The sequence below is a fragment of the Massilia sp. S19_KUP03_FR1 genome, assembly GCF_036688685.1.
GTDB lineage: Bacteria > Pseudomonadota > Gammaproteobacteria > Burkholderiales > Burkholderiaceae_D > JALYUM01.
This window is the reverse complement of the sequence record NZ_JAQQPS010000027.1, coordinates 19011-38677: the sequence shown is the minus strand read 5'-3', so window position 1 is coordinate 38677 and position 19667 is coordinate 19011. Positions and strand designations below refer to the sequence as shown.

The following is a 19667-nucleotide window of genomic DNA, read 5'->3' as shown; positions in this document are numbered from 1 at the left end:
GCCAACTTTTACAGTTTCACCAGGAGCATCCTATGTTCGGTACCATGCAACGCGGCGTCAACGCCTATGCCAAGGTCGGCCTCGAGACCAATGTCAGCTCGGCCTCGCCGCACGCGCTGATCGTCATGCTGTACGACGGCGCGCTGGTCGCCGTCCTGAAGGCGCTGGCCCACATGAAGGCCGGGAATATCGCAGAAAAGGGCAAGGCGGTTTCGCACGCCATCGCCATCATCGACAATGGCCTGCGTGCCAGCCTGGACCGCGATGCGGGCGGCCAGATCGCCCTCAGCCTCGATTCGCTGTACGATTACATGAGCCGCCAGCTATTGACGGCCAACCTGCAGAACAAGCCGGAAATCCTGGAAGAAGTGCACCGCTTGCTGGCCGACCTGCGCGGCGCCTGGAACCAGATCGGCAATGCACCCGCCGCTGTCCAGCAACAAGAAGGCGCGCGCGCCCCGCTGATGGCCAGTGCCTGAGAAGACGACGATGACGATGACCAGCGAAGACATCCTGACCGTGTACGAATCCGTGGCCGACCTGACCGGCCAGATGCTGGACGCGGCCGGCAGCAACGACTGGGACCGCCTGGTCCAGTTGGAGGCGCAATGCAGCTCGCACGTGAGCCACCTGCGCGCCACTGAAGCGGCCCGGCCCTTGAGCGGCCCGGCGCGCCAGCGCAAGGTTGAACTGATCAAGCAGGTGCTGGCCGACGACCGCCGCATCCGCGACCTGACCTCGCCCTGGATGGCGCAGCTGTCCAGGCTGATCAGCAGCAATGGCACCCAGCGCCGGCTGGCCAATGCCTACGGCGTGTATTAACTTCTAAATGGCCCTTCCTCGGATCGATGCGCCGGGCCCGCGCCCGGTCGCGCCTGTCGACCCGGCGCACGCCGCCCTGCCCGTTGGCGATGCGCGCCAGGAGGTGTTCGACCGCTCGCTGGCGAGCTTGTTGGGCCGCACCGTCCCGGTCGCCGTGCTGGCCAAAATGAGCGACGGCACCTTCCTGGTGCGCGTGGCCGGCAACCCGGCGCGCATGGCGCTGCCCGAAGGCGCCCAGGTCGGCACGGAAATTCCGCTCAAAGTCGTCCCCGCGTCGCCGCGCCCTGCATTCCAGCTGGCCGGCGCCCTGCCCTCGACACCGTTGACCTATTCCGCCACCGGCGCGGCCGCGCCGGTGCCGGGCAGCGCCGACCTGGCCGCGCTGCCGACCGCGGATTTGTCGCGCGTGGCGCTAAAAACCGGCGCGCTGGCGGGCCCCCCGGCCGCGCCGGTCGCGGCGGGCGACCCGAAGACGGCGCCGCAACTCAGTCCCACCGGCCGCGCGCTGGGCGACGTGATGGGTGCAGCCTTGAAGCTGCCAATGCCGACCGAGGCGCGCATCGCCACCGCCCCGATTGCCACGGCGCCCACCGCCGACACGCGCCAGATTGCCGATGGTCTGCAGCACGCGATCGACAAATCCGGCATGTTTTATGAATCGCACCTGGCCGAATGGGCCGGCGGCGAGCGCCCCCTGGCCGAACTGAAGGGCGAGCCGCAGATGGCCACCGGCAGGAACGCGATGGAAGCGGTGAAACCAGGCGTGGCCACCGATCCGGCCACCGCGCAACTGATCAGCCAGCAGTTGAGCACCCAGGAACAGAGCCGCGTTGCCTGGCAGGGGCAGCTTTGGCCTGGCCAGGCGATGCAATGGGACATTGCGCGTGACGCGCCGGAGGGTAATGAGGGCCAAGGCGACGATGGCGCGCAAACGCCGTGGCGCAGCAAGCTGACGCTGCGCTTTGCCGCCCTGGGCGAACTCGGTGCGCAGATCGTCATGGCCGGCGACCAGGTGCATATCCGCCTGCAAGCCGGCAGCGACGCCTCGGGCGAGGTGCTGCGCGCCTACGCCAGCCGCCTGCAGGACGCGCTGGCCGCGGCCGGCACTCCGGCGGCGACGCTCGCCATTCTCGATCCGCAAGCCGCCGCTGCGCCGGCTGAAACTGCCCCCGTCAATCCAGGCGCCGCAGCGTATGCCCAGCAACATGACTGACGCCCCGCTCGCGCGCCGGCGCCAGAACGCGGTGGCGCTGGCCTATGCCGACGGCGACCGCGCCCCGCGCGTGGTGGCACGCGGGCAAGGCCTGATCGCCGAGCAGATCATCGCGCGCGCGCAGGAAGCGGGCGTGTTCGTGCACGAATCGAAGGAACTGGTCAGCCTGCTGATGGACGTCGATCTGGACCGGGAGATTCCTCCAGCACTTTATCGTGTCATTGCGGAACTATTGGCATGGTTATATCATGTTGAATCTGCACAGAAATCCGGGGCCCCGCTGCCAGCCGCGCCGGATGCAGTACAACATTTCGACAACTGAACCACATGATGGAAACGATTCTGGACACCGAACTGCAAGACTGGCATAAATACGAAATCGGCTCACGCCGCGAAATCACCTCGCTGCTGCGCCAGATCGGCGAAAAAAACCAGCTGGTGCGCATGCTGGTGCGGGGCGAGGACGATGTTTGCGTCACCTCCATCCTCGACATGGACGAGGCCGCCGGCACCATGCTGCTCGACTGCCCGATCAATCGCGAACAAACCCTGCGCATCCTCGCCACCGAGAAGCTGCGCTTCGAGACCTCACTCGACAAGATCCGCATCGTCTTCATCGCCGAAGACATCGAGCCGACCACCTATGAAGACCGCCCCGCCTTGCGCTGTGCGATCCCCGCCACGCTGGTGCGCCTGCAGCGACGCGAGTACTACCGCATGGAGACGCCCATGGCCAGCCCGGTGCGCGTTGCCATTCCGGTGGTGCTGGAGTCAGGCGGCGCGGTCGAAGCGTTCACCGTGTCCGACATCAGCGTTGGCGGCCTGGCCCTGCTCGACCACAAGCTGCTCCTGAACACGACGCTCGGCCAGCGCATGATCGGCTGCAGCCTGGCGCTGCCGGACGGCGCGGTCGGCGCCACCCTGGTGGTACGCAATGCGATCGAGTTGACGCTATTGAACGGCAAGCGCTGCCGGCGGCTGGGGTGCGAGTTCGTGGACCTGTCGCGCGGGAATCTGGCGAGTGTGCAGCGGTATATCACGAAGCTGGAGCGGGAACGCAATGCCAGGATGGCGGGGCTGGGCTAAGCCCCGCGAAGGCGGGAGACACCTTACACCTGCATATTCATGATTTCGTGGTAGGCCGCCACCAGCTTGTTCCTGACCTGCACCGTGGCCTGAAACTCGATATTCGACTTCTGCATCGCAATCATCGTATCCGACAGATTCACGCTCTCGTCGCCCATGGCAAAGCGCTTGCCCATGTCCTCGGCGGCGTTCTGGGAGTTGCTGACCGACGTCAGCGATGCCTTCAAGGCATCCGAAAAATTGACCTTGGTCGACGACTCGGCCACGCCGACGGGCGCGGCAGTGGCGGCGGCCGGCTTGGTGGCAGCAGCCTTGAGCTGTTCCATCATCGCCTGGATGCGGCTGGTGTCGATACCGCCGATGCCGCCAATGCTCATGTCAATCTCCCGTATGTGCACACAAATGAATTCAGGCTGCCAGAATACCGCGCGCAATCTGAATCGTTGCTTGTGAGCAGGGCTGCAAACAAGGCGCTATTCTCTCGTTTGAAAGTTGCCCCATGGCTTCATAATATGCACTGATCCCTCCTCCCGGACCCCTTGACCATGGCAACAGCCGACGACCTCCTCGATCCACCCGCACGGGAACCGTTCCTGCAGACCCCGTTCGGGCGCAATATTGCGCTCGGCGTGGGAGCGGCGGTGGTCATTGCGCTGATGGTGGCGGTATGGATGTGGAGCCAGCAGCCCGAATACAAGATCCTGTTCGCCAATTACAACGACCGCGATGGCGGCGCCATCACCGCCTCGCTCGACCAGATGGGCGTGAAGTACAAGTTCTCCGAAGGCGGCTCGGCCATACTGGTCAATTCGGAACAAGTCCACGACGTGCGTCTGAAACTGGCCGCGCAGGGCTTGCCGAAAGGCGGCAATGTCGGCTTCGAGCTGATGGAAAACCAGAAGCTGGGCGTTTCGCAATTCCTCGAGCAGGTTAACTACCAACGCTCGCTGGAAGGCGAACTGGCCAAATCGATCCAGTCGCTCGGCGCCGTGTCCGCTGCCCGGGTTCACCTGGCGCTGCCAAAACCGTCCGTGTTCGTGCGCGACGTGCAAAAGCCGACCGCCTCCGTGCTGCTGAACCTGCAATCTGGCCGCGCCATCGATGCGGCCCAGGTCAGCGCGATCGTCCACCTGGTCGCGTCCAGCGTCCCGGAACTGCTGACCTCGAACGTCACCGTGGTCGACCAGAACGGCAACCTGCTGTCCGACACCAGCAAAGCGGCGGGCGGCAAGCAGCTCGATCCGAACCAGCTGAAATACATCGAAGCGGTGCAGGCTGGCATCGTCAAACAGGTCGAGTCCTTGATCAAGCCGCTCGTTGGTGAAAACAATGTGCGTGCGGAAGCGATGGCAGAGATCGACTTCGCGCAGGTCGACACCGCCGCAGAAAGCTTCAAACCGAATTCGCCGCCGGAGCCGCAGGCGATCCGCAGCCAGCAGACCTCGGAAGCGAATGGCCCCGGCGGCGGCGCTGCCTCCGGTGTACCGGGCGCCCTGTCGAACCAGCCCCCGGGCACGGCCACCGCGCCGCTGACAGCCACCGCCGGCGCGCCGCCTGGCACCGCAGCGCCGGCAGCGGGGCCGACGCGCAAGGACGCCAACACTAATTACGAAGTCGACAAGACTGTGCGTTACGAGCAGCGCCCGATGGGCGGCATCAAGCGCCTGTCGGTGGGTGTGGTGGTCAATTACCGCCGCATTGTCGACGCAAAAACGGGTAAAGTAACGGTGCGTCCTCTCGCCCCAGCCGAAGTGGCCCAGATCAATGAACTGGTGCGCCAGGCGATGGGCTATTCAAAAGACCGTGGCGATACACTGAACGTCACCAACGCGCCGTTTGACGGCGTCGACAAGCCGGTCGAGCCGGCGGCCGACATCCCGTTCTGGAAAGATCCGGCGAATCTCCCGCTTGCGGTGCGTCTGCTGAAATACCTGGTGGCGGCCATCGTGCTGGCGTTCCTGTGGTTCCGCGTGCTGCGCCCGATGCTGCGTCCGGTGTTTCGCAAGATCGACCATATCAACGACGACGCCGAAACCGCCGACGCCGAGGAAGAAGCAGCAGCAGAAGAGGAAGCAAAAGAACGCGCGGCAGTCGAAGAAGCGCAGGCCACCGAGCCGGTACCCGAACCGCCGGGCGCACAGGGCTACCGCGAAAACCTCGCGATGGCCAAGGCGCTGGCGCAAAATGACCCACGTGTGGTCGCCAATGTAGTCAAAGCCTGGGTAGGTGCAGAATGAGTAATGATGGCGGAATCAACAAGGCAGCGATCCTGATGCTGGCCTTGGGCGAAAGCGAAGCGGCCGAAGTGATGAAATTCCTGGGCCCGCGCGAAGTGCTGAAACTGGGCGCCGCAATGGCCACCATGAAGGCCGTCCAGCACGAACAGGTGGTGGACGTGCTGGAAGCGTTCCGCAGCCAGACCGAACTGAACTCGACGGTCGGCCTCGACTCGGACGAGTACATCCGGCAAGTGCTGACCAAGGCGCTGGGCGACGACAAGGCCTCGGTGCTGCTCAACCGCATCCTGGGCGGCAAGGACGCCTCCGGCATTGAATCGCTGAAGTGGATGGACTCCAGCTCGGTGTCCGAACTGATCCGTAACGAACACCCGCAGATCATTGCCACCATCCTGGTCCACCTCGAGCGCGACCAGGCCTGTGAAATCCTGGCCAATTTTACCGACCGCCTGCGCAACGACGTGGTGCTGCGCATCGCCACGCTCGACGGCGTGCAGCCGGCCGCGCTGCGCGAACTGAACGACGTGCTGACGAAACTGTTGTCGGGTAACGAAAATATCAAAAAGTCGTCGCTCGGTGGCGTGCGTGCGGCCGCCGAAATCCTCAACTTCATGAGCGGCGAGCAGGAAAGCTCGGTGATGGACAACATCAAGAACTACGACAACGACATGGCCCAGAAGATCATGGACGAGATGTTCGTGTTCGACAACGTGATCGACATCGACGACCGCGGCATCCAGCTGCTGCTGCGCGAAGTGCAGTCGGAGATGCTGATCATTGCCTTGAAGGGCGCGTCGCAGGACCTGCGCGAAAAAATCTTCCGCAACATGAGCCAGCGCGCCGGCGAAATGATGCGCGAAGACCTCGAATCGAAAGGACCGGTGCGCCTGTCCGAAGTCGAATCGCAGCAAAAGCAGATTTTGCAGATTGTGCGGCGCCTGGCGGACGAAGGCCAGATCGTACTAGGCGGCAAAGGCGAGGACTCGTTTGTCTGATACACCGAAAGAACTGCAAAGCGCCTACCAGCGCTGGGAAATGGCGTCGTTTGGCGACAACCGGCCCAGCGTCCTCGCGCGCAATGCGCCGCCGCCCCCGCCTGCCGACGCGCTGCCGCTGCCGCCCGAGCTGATTCCGCCGACCGAAGAAGAAATCGCCGCCATCCGCGCCGCCGCGCATGCCGACGGCGAAGAGATGGGTTTTGAAGCGGGCAGCAATGCCGGCTATATCGACGGCCTGGAAAAGGGCCGCCTCGAGGCCGCCGAAGAACTGGCGCACCTGCGCACCATCTCGACCACGTTTGCCAAGGCCTTGTCGGACGCCGACGAAGTCATCGCCAATGACGTGCTCGACCTGGCCCTGCAACTGGCGCGCGGCATGCTGCGCGCGGCGTTGCCGGTGAAACCCGAACTGGTGCTGCCGATCGTGCGCGACGCCATCGCTTATTTACCCATCGTGCAGCAACCGGCCGTGTTGATGCTCAATCCCCTCGATGTGGACCTGGTGCGCGGCGCGCTGAACGACGACATCGACAAGGGCGGCTGGCGCGTCATCGAAGACGCCTCCATCGAACGGGGCGGCTGCAAGGTCGATACCGCCAGCAACCAGATCGACGCCCAGCTAGAGGCGCGCTGGGAACGCCTGACCCAGGCGCTGTCAAAAGACCTCGCCTGGCTGGACAAGTGAAGGCACTGCGATGACGGTCGACCGCCACACCACCCGCTGGCGCGCGTATCTGAAAGATTGCGAAGCGCTGCTGGGATTCGTCGAGCCGATGGCCGTGTCGGGCCGCATCACGCGCGTGGCCGGCCTGGTGATGGAGTGCGTCGGGCTGCGCCTGGCCGTCGGCAGCGGCTGCACCGTGCCGATGCCGAATGGCTCGCGGGTGGAAGCGGAGGTCGTCGGTTTCGACGGCGAGCGCCTGTTCCTGATGCCGCAAAGCGAAATCGAAGGCCTGGTGCCGGGCCAGCGCGTGTTCCCCATCGAACCGATGATTCCGCCGCCGGGCAGCGTCACGCACGCGCGCCGCCGTCCGAGCGACCGCGCGCGCCACCTGCCGGTCGGCATGCAACTGCTCAACCGCGTGGTCGACGGCGCCGGCCGGCCGCTCGACGGCAAGGGTCCGCTGAACACGACCGAGAGTGCGCCGATCAATGCGCGCCCGATCAACCCGCTCGACCGCGCACCCATCGTCGACACCCTCGACGTGGGCGTGCGGGCGATTAATGCCATGCTCACCGTTGGCAAGGGCCAGCGCCTGGGGCTGTTCGCAGGCACCGGCGTCGGCAAATCGGTGTTGCTCGGCATGATTGCGCGCTACACCACGGCCGACGTGATCGTGGTCGGCCTGATCGGCGAACGGGGCCGCGAGGTCAAGGAGTTCATCGACCAGATCCTCGGTCCCGACGGCCGCGCGCGCTCAGCCGTGGTGGCCGCGCCGGCCGACAGCCCGCCCCTGCTGCGCTTGCAGGGCGCCGCCTACGCCACTGCCATTGCCGAGCACTTCCGCGACCAGGGCAAGAGCGTCCTGCTGATCATGGATTCGCTGACGCGCTACGCCATGGCGCAGCGTGAAATTGCCCTGGCCATCGGTGAGCCGCCGGCCACCAAAGGCTATCCGCCCTCGGTGTTCGCCAAGCTGCCGGTGCTGGTGGAACGGGCCGGCAACGGCCTCGAAGGCGGCGGTTCGATCACGGCTTTCTACACCGTGTTGTCAGAAGGCGACGACCAGCAGGATCCGATTGCCGACGCCGCGCGCGGTATTCTCGACGGCCACATCGTGCTCAACCGGCGCCTGGCCGAAGCGGGCCACTACCCCGCCATCGACATCGAGCAATCGATCAGCCGCGCCATGCACATGATCACCTCGCACGACCACCAGCTCGCGGCGCGCAAACTGAAACAACTGTATTCGCGCTTCGAGCGCTCGCGCGACCTGATCAGCGTGGGTGCGTATGCCGCCGGCAGCGACCCGATTCTCGACCAGGCGATCACCAAACATGATCAGATTGAAAAGTTCCTGTGCCAGGAAATCAGCGACAAGGAAGACATGCTCCAGAGTTTGGGGCAATTGACCTCTCTGTTCGGCTGATCGCCGACCTTGCCACACGGCTATACTTTGAAACATGGCCAATCTCTCCGCACTCACCACCCTGATCGAACTGGCACAAAAAGCCACGGATGCCGCTGCCAAGCGGCTCGGCGCGGCCTTGAAGGCGGAGGAGGATTGCGAGGCAAAACTGCAGATGCTGCTGGGCTACCGCGACGATTACGCAAAACGCCTGATCGAGCAGCAGCAAGCCGGCATGACGCCGCAAGCGTATGCCAACTTTGTCGCGTTCATGGGCAAGCTGGACCAGGCGGTGAATGGCCAGCGCGACGTGACGAAGCACGCGCACCAAAAGAGCGTGATGGAAAAGACGGCCTGGCAGGCAGCTGAACGCAAGCGCCTGTCGTACCGCACCCTGACCGAGCGCGCCTCCGTGGAGGCCCTCAAAATCGAGAACAAGCGCGACCAGAAGATGATGGATGACCACGCGGCCCGCCGATCCAATGACAAACACGGATATTGACGAGTAAGCCATGCAAAACCAGACCCTGCCGATCCAGATTTCCCCGACCGCCGTTGCGCCTGCGCCGGCCAAGGCCAGCCCGCAAGCGTCCGGCGACGGCGCCGCCTTCAGTCAGAGCCTGAATCGCGAGATGGCGCAGCGCCAGGCTGCCGCTGCTGCGGACAAGCGGGCAACTGCAACTGCGCCGGCCAAACCGACGCTGGCCGCAGCGCCACCCAAGCCACCGGCGGCGGCGCCTGCCACCGGCCCGGTGCGCGCCGCGCAAGCACCGGCCAAGGTCGACAACGCCGAGGTCGCCGAGGCGGTCCCGGCAGACGCCGCAGCGACGGCCGCCGCGCCCGTCGATGACGCGGGCCTGCCCAACCTCACGATCGATCCGGATACCGCATCAGCAGCCACAGCCACAGCATCGACCGAGGGCGCTGCTGCGGTCGCGCCGATGGCCGACATGCTGGCCATGGTCGCCAGCTACCAGAAACTGCTGCAAGGCGGCGCTCCCGCGCCGACGCCTGGCGTCAAGATCAGCGTCGACGAGACAGCCACCGCCGCGCCCGGCGCCAGCCTGGCTGCCGACACGCAAACGCTGGCGGCGCTGCAAACCGCGCTCAGCAACAGCACCAATGTCGGCAAGGATGGCGCCCCCGCCAAGCCGGCCGTGCTCGCCACGCAACAGGCTGCGGACGAGCACCAGCCTGCCACCAAAGCGCAGGCGGCGCCGGACCTGGCTGCCGCCCGGACCCGCGCCGCACCGCAGTCCGATACGGCCCTGTCGACCCTGCGCGAGGCGACTACCACGGCCACGCTCAAGGATACGGCCCCGCTCACCGGCAGCGCCTTCCAGGCCCAGTTGACGTCGGCGGAAATGGTGCAAACCGCCGTCACGCCCGCCAGCGACCGCATCCCGGCGCGTCTGGGCACCACGGCCTGGGACAGCCAGGTAAGCCAGAAAGTGGTGTGGATGGTCGGCGGCCAGGACCAGACCGCCTCACTGACGCTCAATCCGCCCGACCTGGGCCCGGTGCAAGTGGTGCTGAACGTGAACAACGACCAGGCCACCGTGTCCTTCAGTTCGGCCACGCCGGAAGTCCGGGAAGCGCTGGAAAACGCCATGCCGCGCCTGCGCGAGATGTTGAGCGAGGCCGGCGTCACGCTCGGTGAAGCGAGCGTCAGCGCCAATCTGCCGGACCAGCGCCAGGCCGATACCAGCGACTCGAACGGCAACCGTCAGAACCGCAATGGTGACAATGGCAACGGCGTGCGCCGCGGCGAGAGCGAGATCCCACTGCCGCGCAGCGTCACCGGCGCTGTGCGGGCCGATGGCGCAGTCGACACATTCGCATAAAAAACCACGATCCGTCCGTCACACTTTCCCGGTGGTGACATAATGACGGAGACCAATTAACTAGCAGCACAGAGCAAGCAGAAAGCGGATTCCACATGAAGGCAGCACCAAAAACAGACGAAGCGCCACCGAAAGCCAAGAGCAAGATGATGATCATCATCATCGCGGTTGTCGTGCTCGCCGCCGCCGGCGGCGGCGGTGCCTGGTTCATGCTGAAAGGCAAGGGCGACGACCACGCGGCGGCCAGCGCACCAAAGAAATCCAAGGCAGCCAAGTCGGCACCGCCGGAATATGTGCCACTGGCGTCGTTCACCGTCAATTTGCAGCCGGAAGGCGAGTCCGGCCAATACCTGCAAGTGGAGATGACCTTGCAGGTTGCCGGCGCCGAGCAGGCTGAATTGTTCAAGGTGAACATGGCCAAGGCGCGCAGCCGCGTGTTGATGCTGCTGTCGAGCAAAAAAGCATCGGAAATCAGCACCAGCGAAGGCAAGCAGCAGCTGGCCAAGGAAATCGTGGAAGTGACCAAGCAGCCGTTCGTCGACAAGGGCGACGAACAAGAAGTGACCGAAGTATTGTTCACCTCATTCATTATTCAGTAAGCGCGCAATAAAAAACCATGGCCGATAATTTTCTCTCCCAGGAAGAAGTCGATGCCCTCCTCAAGGGGGTCAACGGCGACCAGGACGACGCGGCCGCGCCGGAAGAGTCTTCGGGTGTCCGCACCTATAACCTGGCGACCCAGGAACGGATCGTGCGCGGGCGTATGCCGACGCTGGAGATCATCAACGAGCGCTTCGCACGCTACCTGCGGGTGGGACTGTTCAATTTTATTCGCCGCAGCGCCGAGGTGTCGGTGGGCTCGGTGCGCGTCTCGAAATACAGCGAATTCATCCGCAACCTGGTGGTGCCGACCAACCTGAACCTGATTCACATGAAGCCGCTGCGCGGCACCGCGCTGATGGTGTTCGACCCGGGCCTGGTGTTCCTGCTGGTCGATAACCTGTTCGGCGGCGACGGGCGCTTCCACACCCGCGTCGAGGGGCGCGACTTCACGCAGACCGAGCAGCGCATCATTTTGCGCATTCTCGATATCGTGTTCGAGGCTTACACCAAGTCGTGGGAGCCGGTGTATCCGGTCGAATTCGAATACATCCGCTCCGAGATGAACACGCAGTTCGCCAACATCGCCACCCCGAACGAGGTGGTGGTGGCCTCGACGTTTACGATCGAACTCGGTTCCGTGTCCGGCCAGATTCACTTCTGCATGCCGTATTCGATGATCGAGCCGATCCGCGATACCCTGACCTCGAGCCTGCAGGGCGAAGCGCTGGAAGTCGACAAACGCTGGATCCGCCTGATGACGCAGCAGATCCAGGTGGCCGAAGTGGAGATGGTCGCGGTGCTGGGCACCGGCCGCGCCTCCTTCGACGAAATTTTGAACATGAAAGTGGGCGACGTGATTCCACTCAGCGTGCCGGAAGTAATCCAGGCGACGGTCGATGGCGTGCCCGTGATGGATTGCACTTACGGCGTGCTCAACGGCCAGTACGCGCTGAAGGTCGAAAAGCTGCTGGCCAACTCCGATACCAAAAACTAAATGACCATGACCCTCGTACCGAACAGCAGTAAACCAGGAGAGCAAGATGTCCGATAACCAGGATGACCAGAGCATGGACGACGACTGGGGCGCGGCCATTGCCGAGCAGGCCAAGGCCGAAGCCGACGCCCTCGCCGCCCAGACCGCCAGCGCCGCCGTGTTCAAGGATTTTTCGACCAAGGGTGCGCGCAACGATACGCCCAACGATATCGACTTCATCCTCGATATTCCGGTTCAGCTGACGGTGGAACTGGGCCGCACCAAAATCGCCATCAAGAACCTGCTGCAACTGGCCCAGGGTTCGGTGGTGGAGCTTGACGGACTGGCCGGCGAGCCGATGGACGTACTGGTCAACGGTTGCCTGATCGCCCAGGGTGAAGTGGTGGTGGTGAACGACAAGTTCGGTATTCGCCTGACGGACATCATCACGCCGTCCGAACGCATCCGGAAATTGAACAAGTAATGGCCGGCAGCGTGACGCGCTTGTCCGGTATTTTGCTGCTGTTGTTTGCAACGGTGGCATCGGCTGCGCCGGTGCAGCCGGTGGTGGTCAACACCGCCTCCCCTGCCGTTGGTGGCCTGCTGCAAACCATCTTCGCGCTGACCGCCGTACTGGCCTTGCTGGCGGTGCTGGCGTGGTTCATGAAACGCTTCGGCCCGCGTTCGCACATGGGCACGGTGCCGATCAAGCTGGTCGGCGCGCTGTCGCTGGGCGGACGCGAGCGCATCATGGTGGTGGAAGTGGGCAATCAATGGATCGTGGTCGGCGCTGCGCCCGGTCGCGTGAATGCGCTGGCGACGATGCCGGCGCAACCAGCCGGCCTTGATGACGCCACACTTGCCGAACACCAGAGCCCGGCGACCAGCTTTGGCGACTGGCTGAAACAGACGATTGAAAAACGCAATGCGAAATAAACGTGTTTACCTGGCGGCCGCCATGCTGGCCTTGCCTTTGTTGGCTGCCGCCGCACCTGGCATTCCCGCCTTCAATAGCGCCCCGGCAGCCGGCGGCGGCACCGCCTATTCTCTGCCGGTGCAGACGCTGCTGCTGCTCACCTCGCTCACCTTCCTGCCGGCCGCGCTGCTGATGATGACCAGTTTTACGCGCATCATCATCGTGCTCTCCCTGCTGCGCCAGGCGCTCGGCACCCAGACCGCGCCGCCGAACCAGGTGATGGTGGGCCTGGCGCTATTCCTGACGCTGTTCGTCATGGGCCCGACCTTCGACAAGATCTACACCGAAGCCTATCTGCCCATGCAGGAAAACAAGATTCAAATGGATGAAGCCATGGACAAGGGCATCGCGCCGCTGAAAGCATTCATGACGCGCCAGACGCGCCAGTCGGACCTGGCGCTGTTCGTCAAAATTTCCCGTTCGCCCGCGCTGCAAGGCCCGGACGACATCCCGCTGCGGATCCTGATTCCGGCGTTTGTCACCAGTGAACTGAAAACCGCGTTCCAGATCGGTTTCGCGATTTTCATCCCCTTCCTCATCATCGACATGGTGGTGGCGTCGGTGCTGATGGCAATGGGGATGATGATGATGTCGCCGGCCACCATCGCGCTGCCTTTTAAACTGATGCTGTTCGTGCTGGTCGATGGCTGGCAACTGCTGCTGGGTTCGCTGTCCCAGAGTTTTAACTAGGGGCGCGAATGACACCGGAATCCGTCATGACCATGGGCCGCACAGCCATGGAAGTCACCCTGATGGTGGCTGCGCCAATGCTGCTGGTGGCCTTGATTATCGGCCTGATCGTCAGCATTTTTCAGGCCGCCACCCAGATCAACGAAGCGACCCTGTCGTTCATACCAAAACTGATTGGCATTTTTGTCGCCCTGATCGTGGCCGGTCCGTGGATGCTGTCGGTAATGCTCGACTACATGCGCAATGTCTTCAATGGCATACCGGGCATAATCGGCTGATGCCGCGGCGTTTTTTCCTTAGATGATCACCCTCACCAGCGGCGAACTGAATGCCTGGATGGCCGCCTTGCTGTGGCCGCTCACGCGCATCCTCGGCCTGATCACGGCCTCCCCGCTGTTCGGCAACAACGCCGTGCCGATTTCGTTCAAGGTTGCGCTCGGCCTCCTGCTGGCCACCATCATGGCCCCCGGCATCCCCGCCCTGCCCGCGATTGACCCGATGTCGCTCGGCGGCCTGCTGATCCTGGTGCAGGAATTGCTGATCGGCGTGGCCATGGGCTTTGCCATGCGCATCGTGTTTGCCGCCATCGAGTTCGCCGGGGAGGTGGCCAGCATGACGATGGGCCTGGGTTTCGCGACCTTCTTTGACCCGAACTCGGCTGGCCGCTCGTCCGCCGTCGGCCAACTGCTGGCGCTGGTGGCCACGATGGCCTTCCTGGCCGTGAATGCGCACCTGGTACTGATCTCGGCGCTGGCAGAAAGCTTCGTGACCTTGCCGATTTCGGCCACGCCGATGTCGCTGGGCGCGCCGCTGGAAATGGTGAAATGGGGCGGGCGGATTTTTTCTGCGGGCTTGCAACTTTCTCTGCCGATCATCGCGGCGCTGCTGATCACCAACGTCGCGCTGGGCATTCTGACGCGCGCGGCGCCGCAACTGAACCTGTTCGGGATCGGCTTCCCGATCACGCTGGGCGTCGGCTTCCTGACGATCAGCCTGATCATGCCCTACCTTGGCACGCCGATCGTGAACCTGTTCAACCAGGGCATCGAAGCGGGCCGCTCGATTCCGCGCGCGGGGGCGGCGCGCACGCCGCCGACCGCAGCCCCGCTACCATGATCCGCCACGACTGTTATTTTGGAAGGCTGCGCATGCCCCTCACTGCCAAACTGTTTGCTGCTCTGCTTCTCGTACCGGCCAGCGCCAGCGCCGCCGATGCGCTGGTCTATGCGTCCGCTTACACATGCGATGCGAACGCGATCAATCAGGACCTGGTCGACACCTGTGCCCGTCATTTCCCCGAACTGACGCAGGACGCCAACGACGCCATCGCCAGGTGGCGCAGTCGCAATGCGGCCAAGGCCAGCCTCGCGCATGACGCGTGCGAGGCGCGCATCGAGGCGCCCGAGAGCACGCCAGCGCTCGATGACGCAACGTTGTCGCGCGCGCAGCTGGACGGCATGCGCTTCGATATCAGAGCCGCTTTCCAGGTGCGTGCAAAGCAAGAAGGATCGGGCGCCTGCGTCGAAGCGCTGGGCCAACTCGCCAATGACGGCAGCGGCCTGGACTTCCCATGAGCCACCTCATGCCGCGGCGGGCACAGCGCATTTCCTTGACCATGACCGCACCTTGAACTAAGGTAGCCAGATAACACAGAGAAACAGTCAGGCCGGCAGTTCCATCGTCCGGAGCGCACCGTGCAGACGCCGATGGCGCGCAACCTGTTCCCGATTCCCGCCACTGACATCGAACCATGCAATCCACCACGGCTGTGCCCCTGAACGAAGAAATCGACCGCGTCGCCACCGAGGCCATGCAGCTGGTCGTGCAGCATATCGCGGCCGGCGAGCTGGACCAGGCGGCCGAGCTGTGCCGCGCCGTGCTCGACATGCACAGCGCCCATCCGGCGGCGCATTACCAGCTTGGCCTGCTGGAGTGGCGCGTGCCCAACCTGCCTGCCGCCGCGGCCCACCTGGTCGCTGCGCTGCAGGGCGCCCCCGCCGAAGAGGCGTACTGGTTGGCCTACATCGAGGTCCTGCTCGACGCCGGTGAGCACGAGGCCGCGCGCGCGACGCTGGCGCTGGGCCGCAATCACGGCGTGCGCGGCGCCGGACTCGAGGCGCTGGCGCAGCGCCTCGAGCGCCTGGCGCGCGGCGCCCCGTCCGAGCAGGAGCTGGGGCAGCTCGCCGCGCTGATCCGCCAGGACCGGTATGACCAGGCCGAGCTGGCGGCGCGCGCGCTGATCAAGGATTTCCCGGGCCACGCCTACCCCTGGAAAGTGCTGGGCGTGGTCTACCACCGGCGCGGCCAGCTCCCCCAGGCGCTGGAGGCGATGCAGGGCGCGGCCGAGCGCGATCCGGACAATGCCGAAACCATGAACAACCTCGGTAGCGTGCTGAAAGACGCATGGCGCCTGGACGAGGCGGAAACCTGGCTGCGCCGTTCGCTTGCGTTGCGCCCCGACAACGCGACCGCGCTGACCAACCTGGCCGCGACCCTGTTCGCACTCACGCGCCTGGCCGAAGCCGAGGCCAGCGCCCGCGCCGCCCTCGCGCTCGACCCGAACAAGACGCTGGCCTGGAACACGCTCGGCGCCGTGCTGCAAAACCAGGGCCGGATGAGCGAAGCAGTCGACGCCTACCGCCGCGTCCTGGCGCTCGAGCCGGACAACCACAGCGTCCACAGCAACCTGCTGTTTGCCATGAGCCAGATGGAAGGCATCACTGCCGCCGCCTTGTTCGCGGCGCACCGCGCCTACGGCGAACGGCTCGAGGGCAAGCTGACGTCGCCCCCCGCGCCCTACACCAACAGCCGTGACTGGCAACGGACGCTGCGCATCGGTTTCCTGTCGGCCGACTTGCGCGAGCACGCGGTGGTGTCCTTCATCGAGCCGGTGCTCGCACGGCTGGCCGGGCGCCCGGCGGTGTCGCTGTACGCGTACCACAACCACGTCCGCTTCGACCATGTCAGCGCGCGTCTGCGCGGCTATATGGCCGAATGGCGCAACGTGGCGGCGCTGAGCGACGACGCACTCGAGGCCTGCATCCGGGCCGACGGCATCGATATCCTGATCGACCTGTCCGGCCACACGGCGCACAACCGGCTGCCGCTGCTGGCGCGGAAACCGGCGCCGATCCAGGCCACCTGGATCGGCTATCCGGGCACCACCGGCCTGCAGGGGGTCGATTATTACCTGACCGACCATTACATCCTGCCACCCGGGCAGTTCGACCACCAGTTCACCGAGAAGCTGGTGTACCTGCCGGTGTCGGCGCCGTTCCAGCCGATGCTTGACGCGCCGGCGGTCGCCCCGCTGCCGGCGCTGGCGAACGGCTACATCACCTTCGGCAGCTTCAACCGGATCAGCAAGATCGGCCGGCCCGTGGTCGCGGCCTGGGGCGCCCTGCTGCGGGCGCTGCCAAGCGCGCGTCTGCTGGTGGCCGGCGTCCCCGCCAACGGCAGCGCCGACCAGCTGCTGGCGTGGCTGCTTGAAGAAGGCATTGCCGCCACGCGCGTCACGCTGCACCCGCGCACCGGCATGCATGACTACCTGGCCCTGCACGGGCAGATCGACATCGCGCTCGACACCTTTCCCTATTCGGGCGGCACCACCACGCTGCACGCCGTGTGGATGGGCGTGCCGACATTGACGGTGGCCGGCGAGAGCGCGGCCGGACGCCAGACCGTTTGCATCCTCGAGCACACGCAACTGCAGCAGTTCATCGCCGTCGATAGCGCAGATTTCGTACACAAGGGCGTGGCCCTGGCATCCGACCTCGCGTACCTGGCCGCACTGCGCGCGGCCATGCGCGCGCGGATCGCCCTGCCCGACTCGGACATCATGAGCCTGGTCGCCGACGGCGTCGAAAACGCTTTGCGCATGATGTGGCAGCGCTGGTGCGACGGCCGCTCTGCAGCCAGCTTGACGGTGCCGCTGATGCTTCCCGTCCCTCCACCCATCTACGTCACTCAGCCGATCATGCCAGCACTGGACGACTTCATGGAATCGCTCCGGAAAATCTGGGACAGCAAGTTCCTCACCAATGTCGGCGCGTTCCACCAGAAACTGGAAGCGGCGCTGTGCGCGCACCTCGGCGTCGAGCACATCTCGCTGTTCGCCAACGGCACCGTGGCGCTGATGGTGGCGCTGCAGGCACAGGGCATCAAAGGCGAAGTGATCACCACGCCCTATTCGTTTGTCGCCAGCGCCGAAGCAATTACCTGGAATGGCGCAACGCCTGTATTCGTCGACATCGACCCGGTCTCCTTCAACCTCGATCCGGACCTGATCGAGGCAGCCATCACGCCGCGCACGCAGGCCATCATGCCGGTCCATTGCTACGGCAACCCGTGCCAGATGGAGCGCATCGAGGCGATCGCGCGCAAGCACGGCCTGAAGGTGATCTACGATGCGGCCCATGCCTTCGGAGTGCGCCAGGATGGCCAGAGCATCCTGCGCCACGGCGACCTGGCGGTGCTGAGCTTTCACGCGACCAAGGTCTTTTCCACCATCGAGGGCGGCGCCATCGTCTGCCGCGACGCCGCCACCAAGCAGCACATCGACCGCCTGAAAAACTTCGGCATCGCCGATGAGGTGACGGTGGTCGCTGCCGGCCTGAACGGCAAGATGAACGAAGTGAGCGCAGCCTTCGGCCTGCTGCAGCTTGAAAGCGTCGACGCGGCGTTAGCACAGCGGCGCGCAGTCGCGGCGCTGTATCGCCGTCTGTTGGACGGCGTGACCGGCATCGCCCCGATGACCGCAGGCGAACATGAAGCCAACGACAGTTACTTCCCGATCCTGGTCGGCGACGATTATCCTCTGGGGCGCGATGGCCTGCATCAGACATTGCGCGAGGCTGGCATCCACGCGCGCCGCTATTTTTATCCCTTGATCAGCGAGTTTCCGATGTACCGGGACCTGCCCTCGGCCACACCTGACAAGCTGCCGAACGCCGCTCTGGTTGCGCGCCAGGTGTTGTGCCTGCCGATCTATCCCGCGCTGGCGCAGTACGACGTTGAACGCATCGTCAGCCTCATTGCAGTCGGCGCCACGCGCCATCGAACCTGACCGGGGTCAGGAACGACAGGCCGCGGCGCTGTTAAACGCCAAAAAGCGCAGGTGTCAGGATCGCCGCGAGCAGATTATGTGCCCCGGTATCAGGCTGACGCAGCAGGATTTTGTACTGCTGTTCACCAAGCGTATTCTTGAACGCGACGTAGTCGATAATCGAGCCGGGCATGAAGCAAATTGCGGACAGCAGCGGACGGCGCGAACTGGCCGCCACGATGGCGGCCGTCGATCCCGCCAACAAGATCGATTGATCGTCGCCTGTTGTGTCGCCGCTTTCAAAGGGCACGGTGCAATCGGCAAGACTGCGACGATAAAACTCAGCGCGCCCACCCAATTGCGCGATAGCCTGATCGCTCAGACTGACAGTGAACGATACTTTCGAACCGTAAAGCTTCAGCTTCAGGATTGCGTCGAGAAACACGCGTGGGGTGTCGATGACACTCAGGTCATAGGTTTATACACAAGTCACCCAGCTTCGTCGCGTAGCGCCTTGATGGTGAGCGCGGCGACGCGCACATCCTGAATGCCCTGCCAGATCGGTTTGACGCCCGGATCACCATCGCCTTTTCGTCCGAGGAAGCCGCCAACGCGGGCGATCAGGCGCACTACCTCGTTGAGTGTCGGAGGCCGCTCCGGGCGTTACTCCTTCGTGAGCAGATAAGCGCCGCGGATTTCGTCGGGGTCGAAGAACAGGCTGGCATCGAGGTCGGGACAGATGCGCCCGAGGCGCATCAAATACGCGACCCGCCACGCCACGACCATGAACAACGCCAGCGCGCGTTCGAGATTGTCGATGTGGGACAGTTGCATCGCCTCGACCTTGCGTGCGTTTTCAACACATGGAAGAACTGCGCTCCTTTTTCAACGCCCTGCTAAAATCCAATGAGCGGTTTTCGACTACGATAGGCACACTGCTGCAAAACGTGCATAGGAATCCTTTTACCCGCTTGAAAAATTTTCACCCGGGACGCTTGATGGCGTTGCATGATCAGTTTTCTTCGCGTATCATCGAAAATGCAAGTGCATCAAAAACCAAGCAAACCTAGTCATTAAAAGTCAATGCGTTTTTGCTTTAAAATCTAAATTTA

23 protein-coding genes and 2 pseudogenes are annotated in these 19667 nt (G+C 64.1%); 22 read left to right on the top strand and 3 right to left on the bottom strand.

Annotated features, from left to right (window positions below):
- Positions 1–32: 32 nt before the first annotated feature.
- Genes fliS through V6M87_RS23810 form a run of 5 tightly spaced genes read left to right on the top strand, consistent with a single transcriptional unit; the run spans position 33 to position 3121 of the window.
- Positions 33–479 carry a flagellar export chaperone FliS gene (fliS, locus tag V6M87_RS23830; RefSeq protein ID WP_332879164.1) on the top strand — a complete coding sequence of 149 codons (447 nt, stop codon included), beginning with the start codon at positions 33–35 and terminating at the stop codon, positions 477–479.
- A 10-nt stretch (positions 480–489) separates the two neighbouring features.
- Entirely contained in the window at positions 490–822 is a 333-nt protein-coding gene (locus V6M87_RS23825) for a flagellar protein FliT (protein ID WP_332879163.1), read from the top strand.
- Positions 823–829: 7 nt separating this feature from the next.
- Positions 830–2035, top strand: a complete 1206-nt coding sequence (fliK, locus tag V6M87_RS23820; protein ID WP_332879162.1) for a flagellar hook-length control protein FliK — start codon at positions 830–832, stop codon at positions 2033–2035.
- Positions 2028–2357: an EscU/YscU/HrcU family type III secretion system export apparatus switch protein gene (locus tag V6M87_RS23815; protein ID WP_332879161.1), complete on the top strand. Its 330-nt coding sequence runs from the start codon at positions 2028–2030 to the stop codon at positions 2355–2357. Before fliK ends, V6M87_RS23815 begins: the two co-directional genes overlap by 8 nt.
- 5 nt (positions 2358–2362) lie before the next feature.
- Complete coding sequence (locus V6M87_RS23810) at positions 2363–3121, top strand: flagellar brake protein (protein WP_332879160.1); 759 nt, start codon at positions 2363–2365, stop codon at positions 3119–3121.
- A 23-nt stretch (positions 3122–3144) separates the two neighbouring features.
- Here the strand turns inward: V6M87_RS23810 and fliE are convergent, their stop codons facing one another.
- Positions 3145–3498 (bottom strand): flagellar hook-basal body complex protein FliE, encoded by a 354-nt coding sequence (gene fliE / locus V6M87_RS23805; protein ID WP_332879159.1) that lies wholly within the window; start codon positions 3496–3498, stop codon positions 3145–3147.
- 168 nt (positions 3499–3666) lie between these two features.
- Here fliE and fliF point away from each other — a divergent pair, with 168 nt between their 5' ends.
- From fliF to V6M87_RS23725, 16 genes and pseudogenes are all read left to right on the top strand, one after another.
- Positions 3667–5358 carry a flagellar basal-body MS-ring/collar protein FliF gene (gene fliF / locus V6M87_RS23800; RefSeq protein ID WP_332879158.1) on the top strand — a complete coding sequence of 564 codons (1692 nt, stop codon included), beginning with the start codon at positions 3667–3669 and terminating at the stop codon, positions 5356–5358.
- On the top strand, positions 5355–6353 hold the full coding sequence (gene fliG / locus V6M87_RS23795) for a flagellar motor switch protein FliG (protein WP_332879157.1): 999 nt from the start codon (positions 5355–5357) through the stop codon (positions 6351–6353). The genes fliF and fliG overlap by 4 nt, the downstream gene beginning before the upstream one ends.
- Positions 6346–7041: a flagellar assembly protein FliH gene (locus V6M87_RS23790; protein ID WP_332879156.1), complete on the top strand. Its 696-nt coding sequence runs from the start codon at positions 6346–6348 to the stop codon at positions 7039–7041. Before fliG ends, V6M87_RS23790 begins: the two co-directional genes overlap by 8 nt.
- A 10-nt stretch (positions 7042–7051) precedes the next feature.
- Positions 7052–8446: a flagellar protein export ATPase FliI gene (gene fliI / locus V6M87_RS23785; protein ID WP_332879155.1), complete on the top strand. Its 1395-nt coding sequence runs from the start codon at positions 7052–7054 to the stop codon at positions 8444–8446.
- Positions 8447–8480: 34 nt separating this feature from the next.
- A complete protein-coding gene (fliJ, locus tag V6M87_RS23780) occupies positions 8481–8927 on the top strand; it encodes a flagellar export protein FliJ (RefSeq protein ID WP_332879154.1) in 447 nt (148 codons plus the stop codon).
- Positions 8928–8937: 10 nt separating this feature from the next.
- Positions 8938–10269 (top strand): flagellar hook-length control protein FliK, encoded by a 1332-nt coding sequence (locus tag V6M87_RS23775; RefSeq protein ID WP_332879153.1) that lies wholly within the window; start codon positions 8938–8940, stop codon positions 10267–10269.
- A gap of 95 nt (positions 10270–10364) precedes the next feature.
- Complete coding sequence (gene fliL, locus V6M87_RS23770; RefSeq protein ID WP_332879152.1) at positions 10365–10868, top strand: flagellar basal body-associated protein FliL; 504 nt, start codon at positions 10365–10367, stop codon at positions 10866–10868.
- Between the two features lie 17 nt (positions 10869–10885).
- Positions 10886–11866 carry a flagellar motor switch protein FliM gene (gene fliM / locus V6M87_RS23765; RefSeq protein ID WP_332879151.1) on the top strand — a complete coding sequence of 327 codons (981 nt, stop codon included), beginning with the start codon at positions 10886–10888 and terminating at the stop codon, positions 11864–11866.
- Positions 11867–11912: 46 nt separating this feature from the next.
- Positions 11913–12329 (top strand): flagellar motor switch protein FliN, encoded by a 417-nt coding sequence (fliN, locus tag V6M87_RS23760; RefSeq protein ID WP_332879150.1) that lies wholly within the window; start codon positions 11913–11915, stop codon positions 12327–12329.
- Complete coding sequence (gene fliO / locus V6M87_RS23755) at positions 12329–12781, top strand: flagellar biosynthetic protein FliO (RefSeq protein WP_332879149.1); 453 nt, start codon at positions 12329–12331, stop codon at positions 12779–12781. The genes fliN and fliO overlap by 1 nt, the downstream gene beginning before the upstream one ends.
- Positions 12771–13511, top strand: a complete 741-nt coding sequence (gene fliP, locus V6M87_RS23750) for a flagellar type III secretion system pore protein FliP (RefSeq protein ID WP_332879148.1) — start codon at positions 12771–12773, stop codon at positions 13509–13511. The genes fliO and fliP overlap by 11 nt, the downstream gene beginning before the upstream one ends.
- Positions 13512–13519: 8 nt before the next feature.
- The gene (gene fliQ, locus V6M87_RS23745) at positions 13520–13789 is read left to right on the top strand and encodes a flagellar biosynthesis protein FliQ (protein WP_332879147.1); all 270 of its coding nucleotides are present in this window, start codon (positions 13520–13522) and stop codon (positions 13787–13789) included.
- Between the two features lie 22 nt (positions 13790–13811).
- Positions 13812–14627: a flagellar biosynthetic protein FliR gene (gene fliR, locus V6M87_RS23740; RefSeq protein WP_332879146.1), complete on the top strand. Its 816-nt coding sequence runs from the start codon at positions 13812–13814 to the stop codon at positions 14625–14627.
- A 32-nt stretch (positions 14628–14659) separates the two neighbouring features.
- Positions 14660–15085 (top strand): hypothetical protein, encoded by a 426-nt coding sequence (locus V6M87_RS23735; protein ID WP_332879145.1) that lies wholly within the window; start codon positions 14660–14662, stop codon positions 15083–15085.
- Between the two features lie 176 nt (positions 15086–15261).
- Positions 15262–17307 (top strand): annotated as a pseudogene (locus tag V6M87_RS23730) (O-linked N-acetylglucosamine transferase, SPINDLY family protein); the annotation flags it as partial.
- A 138-nt stretch (positions 17308–17445) separates the two neighbouring features.
- Positions 17446–18576: a DegT/DnrJ/EryC1/StrS family aminotransferase gene (locus tag V6M87_RS23725; protein ID WP_332879194.1), complete on the top strand. Its 1131-nt coding sequence runs from the start codon at positions 17446–17448 to the stop codon at positions 18574–18576.
- A gap of 31 nt (positions 18577–18607) precedes the next feature.
- On the opposite strand, the gene V6M87_RS23720 is transcribed toward V6M87_RS23725, so the two are convergent.
- A complete protein-coding gene (locus tag V6M87_RS23720; protein ID WP_332879144.1) occupies positions 18608–19000 on the bottom strand; it encodes a hypothetical protein in 393 nt (130 codons plus the stop codon).
- 44 nt (positions 19001–19044) lie between these two features.
- A pseudogene (locus V6M87_RS23715) lies at positions 19045–19427 on the bottom strand (IS4 family transposase); the annotation flags it as partial.
- Between V6M87_RS23715 and V6M87_RS23710 the strand changes: the two are divergent.
- On the top strand, positions 19419–19625 hold the full coding sequence (locus V6M87_RS23710; RefSeq protein WP_332879143.1) for a hypothetical protein: 207 nt from the start codon (positions 19419–19421) through the stop codon (positions 19623–19625). The pseudogene V6M87_RS23715 and the gene V6M87_RS23710 sit on opposite strands and share 9 nt — an antisense overlap.
- The last annotated feature ends 42 nt before the right edge of the window (positions 19626–19667 follow it).